We start from the raw sequence: 3,771 nt of genomic DNA, 5'->3' as shown, positions 1-3,771 counted from the left end.
GGATCAGAGCCGGTGCGCGCTCAAACGCTTGCTGGGGTCCGAGTTCGGTGGATCCCGCGCGTACGGTCTCGCGATACGTCGTCACGAAGGGGAACACCAGGAGAAGCAGCAGCGCGGCACCGCCGGTCAAGATCCTGGTGGGAAACCGGTTGGTCCCGATTGCGAGCACTGGAGTTATGGCGAACAGCGTCAGAATGAACTCACTCTTCATCCCAGTTAGCAGGCCGACGGTCACCTCCTCGGACAAGGCAAGCAGGAGGAGAGTTCTCGCCCGTCCGGTCCGTCGGATGACGAAGTTGATGGCCAAGAGGACGAGCGCGAACGTGCCAGCCGATGTGAGGACGTCTACCAACTGCCCCGTTACCGCGGGAGTTGCGACTCGTCCAGCGGCGTCACCGACGTAGCCGAAGCGGCCACTGAGGGCCGCGAGGAGGTGACCGAGCAGGCCACAAGCGAACAACAGCGCGATGATGTTCATTGACGGCGGGCGGTTGCGCTGTGCCCTCCCCACACTGAACGTCCTCACCGTGACCAGGTAACCGATTGTCCATGCCACCAGCCCGAAGCCGGCCAGCTGCAATCCCCGGATGAGGGAGTCGGTGGCGATCTGGGCGTTGCTGACGGTCAGCGCCGGCTCCCGGAGCAGGCTGAGCACGCCGAAACCGACGGTGTACCAGACCACGAACCAGGAGCCGAGCCGGAAGTCACGCAGAGCACGTCTGACCCCGGCGCGCCCGGAGACGAGCGGCAGGCAGCTGGCACCGAGCAACGACAAGCTGAGGGCGGTCAGACGCACATCGGTGGTGCTTGACCCGTTGGCGATTGCAAGCGGTAGAACGGCCGCCGCAGCGAGGAAGGAGGCAGCCACCACGGAAGTCCGGCGAGGAAGGTCGTCTTGTATCTGGGCTCCCGTCGGCGATGGACGGGGCGCCAGCGCTACGTCAGCCATTCCAGCAGCCTGGTCAGGCGGTCGACGTAGCGGTGCTCTGCATGGGCACGAGCACTCGCCCGATCGCCGAACTCCTTAGCGGGAAGGTCACCTGCGGCTGCCGCCCGGGCCGCACCCAGCAACTCCTCGTACGAGGCGAAACCGACGACCTCGTCGTCGTCGAACAGGGAACTGAGCGTCGGACGGCTCTCGGTGAGGACGAGGGCGCCGCAGCCTGTCGCCTCGAAGAGCCGGGCGTTGACGCCGTCGATCTCCGCGGGGTGCAGGTTGTTGAGGACGGCGGAGGCGCCGCGAAACACCTCCGCCTTGCGGAGGCCTGTCACGTGCTCGCCGGTGTGGAGACCTTGAAGCGGTCCGGGGTGGGACCACCTGGGGAAACCGCTCCCGAACAACTGGAGAGGGACGCCGTCATCGTGGAGACGCCGTAGCAGCATCAGGCGTGAGGGGTACATGTTGCCGACGACGGCGATCGGTCCCGGCTTCGGTGTGACCCCGACAGGTGGAGAGTGCCAGCCGGGCCGGCAGGCCTCAGGCAGGTATCGCACGTTGGCTGCGTAGGTCGCGCGGAGCCTCTGCACGAGCAGCGGGTCCTTGAAGGCCAGGACGTCGTACTCGGCCGCCAGCATGTGGAAACGACCAACGTTCGCAACGCAGTCTGGGAACCACATCGCGACGCGGACTCCGGCCTGTCGCATGCGGCCGACGGCCTCAGGGAGCAACCTCGCGTCGGTCGAGACGACCACGTCTGGGGCAGCGTCGAGGATCTCGTTGGCCAGGCGCATCTGCCAGCGCATGTCCAGCTGGTGTGACCGGAATGCTGTCTCGAGGGCCACTGCGGTGAGGCGAGCGCGTGGCTTTGGGTGCGGTGCACCATGCTCGGTCACCGTTATGCCGAGGTCTCGCAGCCCGGACGCGATGTTGTCGGCGAAACTGTCGGGCCAGAGCGGCCCGATGACACTCGCCCGCATGCTCGACTGTGGCGCTCGATCGTTCACCCCGCTCACCTCGCCATCGCGCGGAAGGTCATGTTCTGGGTGACGATGTGCCCGCGGACGACGCCGGTCTCGGCGGCGAGTGCAAGCTTCATTACCGTGCTCGCGACGGCCCAAACGGCGGCGCGAAGTGTGCTCCTCGCGCCGTGTCGGGTCGGCTTGCACGGGATAACAACCAGATCTCGAAAACCCGTCACCTGTGTCAGTTGCCGCAGGCTGCGCACGGTGAACCACGACTCGTGTGTCAGGTCGCCGTAACGGATCTGGCCCCCGAAGGGGCTGCCGGCGTTCGGCACTCGGGCCACGAACATGCCGGTCGGCTTCAGCGACATACGGATGAGGTCCATCGTGGCCACGACCTCGTTTCGCGTCAGGTGCTCGAGGACATCCGTGGCGAGCACCACATCCAGGGTTCCCGCTGCGCGACCAAGGACATCGCGGAAGTCTCCCTGCTGGACCTCCGCATGGAGTCCGCCGGCATGAGCCTGGGCAACCTGCTCGCTGCTGATGTCGACGCCGTGAACGTCGAGGTAGCCGGCCTGGCGCACCGCCTGGACCAGGTGGCCCTGCCCACAACCAATGTCGAGCAGACGTATGTCGCGTCGGTCTGGGAGGAGCGGGGCGATGTCGCGCCGGAAGACCAGGGCGGTGGAACGGCCATCGGCAACGCCGGCGTGGGTCGATGCATAGCCCGAGTACAGCCGGTCCCGCACCACATCGCTCAAACTGTCGTTGTCCACTATTCGAACCTAGCGGTTACGAGGCGGATATGCGACAACGCAGCGCGTAATCACGCGTTTTATGTCTTTCGTGCCGTACCGTGTGCACGTGTCGACACTGCGGACGGCCGCGCGCCGAGTCCTGAATGGAGTAGAGAGAATGGTGGGTCGCCGCAATATGGCGCGAGCCGCCCGCTTCTTTTGGCTCGAGGTGCGCCTTGACGGCCCGAACTCCATTGAATTCAATGGAGAGCAACTAGTCCAGTCGTCGCTTAACGGTGCGGCCGGACCGATTGAGGTGCTCGACGTCGGCGCCCACTTCGGCGAGTGGAGCACATCGCTCCTGAATCAGGTCCCACGTGACGACCTCCACGTGACCTGTTTCGAGCCATCGACATACACGTTCGAGCGTCTCAGTGCCCACTTTGTCGACCATCGCCGAGCCCCGCGGCTGGAGGGGATTGCTCTCGGCAACCGGGAAGGCACCGCCGTCCTGCGGATCGTCCACAACGGCGCCGGTTCGAACTCCCTGGTCACCTTTGTGGCCGAGCGTGCCCTGCAGCAAGAGGAGGAGGTAGCGATCTCGACCGTCGACGCCTATTGCGCGTCGCAAGGCCTTCAGAACGTGGCCTTGCTCAAGATCGACGCAGAAGGCGCCGACCTGGACGTGATGAAGGGCGCTGTGGAAATGGTCGCCCAACAACGGATTGGGTTGCTGCAGTTCGAGTACAACCACCGCTGGATTCATGCGCGTGGCTACCTGAAGGACGCGTTCGATCTGCTCCAGCCGCACGGCTACTCCCTCGGCAAGGTCACGGCCCGAGGCATCGAGGAGTATCCCGCGTGGCATGAGGAACTGGAGACGTTCCGGGAAAGCAACTACCTGGCCTACCTACCTTCGTGGCGGGAACGATTGCCGGTATTTCCGTGGTGGAACGCATAGGTGTCCTCGCCCGGTGGGACTCTCACCAGGGCCCCGGCATAGTCGTGTTTCAGCAGGTCAGGAGCAGGTTGAGGATGGTTGCGGGGTCTCGGGCGTGATGTCGTAGGCGTTGGGCGATGTTCTCGACGCCGGTCAGTCGTAGGAGGCTGATGGCGGTGTTGCGCAGGG

At 65.1% G+C, this 3,771-nt stretch carries 4 protein-coding genes; 1 reads left to right on the top strand and 3 read right to left on the bottom strand.

What is annotated here, in order from left to right; genetic code table 11:
* The 3 genes from QOH60_RS28625 to QOH60_RS28615 all read right to left on the bottom strand — a co-directional run.
* A partial coding sequence (locus QOH60_RS28625) for a hypothetical protein (protein ID WP_526425273.1) occupies nucleotides 1–949 on the bottom strand: 949 nt, incomplete at its 3' end.
* Nucleotides 937–1,944: a CgeB family protein gene (locus QOH60_RS28620; RefSeq protein ID WP_526425272.1), complete on the bottom strand. Its 1,008-nt coding sequence runs from the start codon at nucleotides 1,942–1,944 to the stop codon at nucleotides 937–939. The genes QOH60_RS28620 and QOH60_RS28625, both read right to left, overlap by 13 nt.
* A gap of 5 nt (nucleotides 1,945–1,949) precedes the next feature.
* A complete protein-coding gene (locus tag QOH60_RS28615) occupies nucleotides 1,950–2,681 on the bottom strand; it encodes a class I SAM-dependent methyltransferase (protein ID WP_526425271.1) in 732 nt (243 codons plus the stop codon).
* Nucleotides 2,682–2,769: 88 nt separating this feature from the next.
* On the opposite strand from QOH60_RS28615, the gene QOH60_RS28610 reads away from it, so the two are divergent.
* Complete coding sequence (locus tag QOH60_RS28610; protein WP_526425270.1) at nucleotides 2,770–3,603, top strand: FkbM family methyltransferase; 834 nt, start codon at nucleotides 2,770–2,772, stop codon at nucleotides 3,601–3,603.
* The last annotated feature ends 168 nt before the right edge of the window (nucleotides 3,604–3,771 follow it).

It is taken from the genome of Mycobacterium sp. (assembly GCF_032159765.1).
Lineage (GTDB): Bacteria > Actinomycetota > Actinomycetes > Mycobacteriales > Mycobacteriaceae > Mycobacterium.
Note: the sequence above shows the minus strand (reverse complement) of the source record. Positions and strands in the feature narration are given on the sequence as shown.